This is a genomic window from Treponema endosymbiont of Eucomonympha sp., assembly GCF_001028545.1.
In genome coordinates this window covers 1-961 of sequence record NZ_BBPW01000230.1, presented here as the reverse complement: position 1 = coordinate 961, position 961 = coordinate 1, and the positions used below count along the sequence as shown (strand labels likewise).

Genomic DNA, 961 nt, shown 5'->3' with positions numbered 1-961 from the left:
GAAGGCCGCAGGATCTGCGGACCGCTGGGCGTCGAGTACCATCTTCTCCTGGGTGCTTACAGGCGCCGGGACAGGGACATCGAAAGCGGCCGCGACGGTGTGTTCGGAATGTTGCCGATACTTGCCGAGAAGCGCCGCCAGCTTGCCGGGGGATTGTCCGGCGGTCAGCAGCAGATGCTGGCGATTGGCCGTGCCTTGATGGGCAAGCCGAAGCTGCTGCTGCTGGACGAACCTTCGCTCGGGCTATCGCCGACGCTTGTCGATCAGATCCTTGCGGCGATCGTGTCACTCCGAAAAGAAGGCGTGACTGTCCTGCTTGTCGAGCAGAATGCCAGCGCCGCGCTCGAGATCGCCGACCGTGGCTACGTGCTGGAGACCGGCAAGGTGGCACTGGAGGGCGACGGCGCGACGCTGCTCTCGGACCCGAAGGTGAAAGCCGCGTATCTCGGCGCCGCCTGATCCAGTTAACCGCGCAACGGTTCGACGGTTTGAGCTGGCATCGATGTTGTCTCTGATGCAACGCTCTCCGGCTTGCGTCCAAACAGCACATAAAGTGCTGGCAGAACGAACAGCGTCAGCAGCGTTGCGCTGATCAGCCCACCGATCACGACCGTTGCAATCGGCCGTTGCACCTCCGCGCCGGTTCCGGTTGCCAGCGCCATCGGCACAAAGCCGAGCGACGCCACCAGTGCCGTCATGGCGACGGGCCGCAAGCGGGTGAGGGCGCCCTCGAAGATGGCTTCCGCCTTCTCCTGCCCCCTGGCCATCAGTTGCTTGATGTGACTAAGCATCACCAGCCCGTTGAGGACGGCAACGCCCGACAGGGCAATGAAACCGACCGCGGCGGAGACCGAAAACGGGATCCCCCGCAGCCACAGCGCAACAACACCGCCTGTCAGGGCGAGGGGAACGGCGCTGAAGACGATGAGAGCGTCCCGCGCGGTGCCGAGCGCGCCCATCA

2 protein-coding genes are annotated in these 961 nt (G+C 64.5%); one reads left to right on the top strand and one right to left on the bottom strand.

What is annotated here, in order from left to right; translation table 11 throughout:
- Nucleotides 1–459: ATP-binding cassette domain-containing protein (locus AWU74_RS14270; protein WP_162504930.1), on the top strand; the 459-nt coding region annotated here is incomplete at its 5' end.
- Nucleotides 460–464: 5 nt separating this feature from the next.
- On the opposite strand, the gene AWU74_RS14265 is transcribed toward AWU74_RS14270, so the two are convergent.
- Nucleotides 465–961, bottom strand: a 497-nt coding sequence (locus tag AWU74_RS14265; RefSeq protein WP_062328586.1) for an efflux RND transporter permease subunit, incomplete at its 5' end; no start/stop codon positions are given.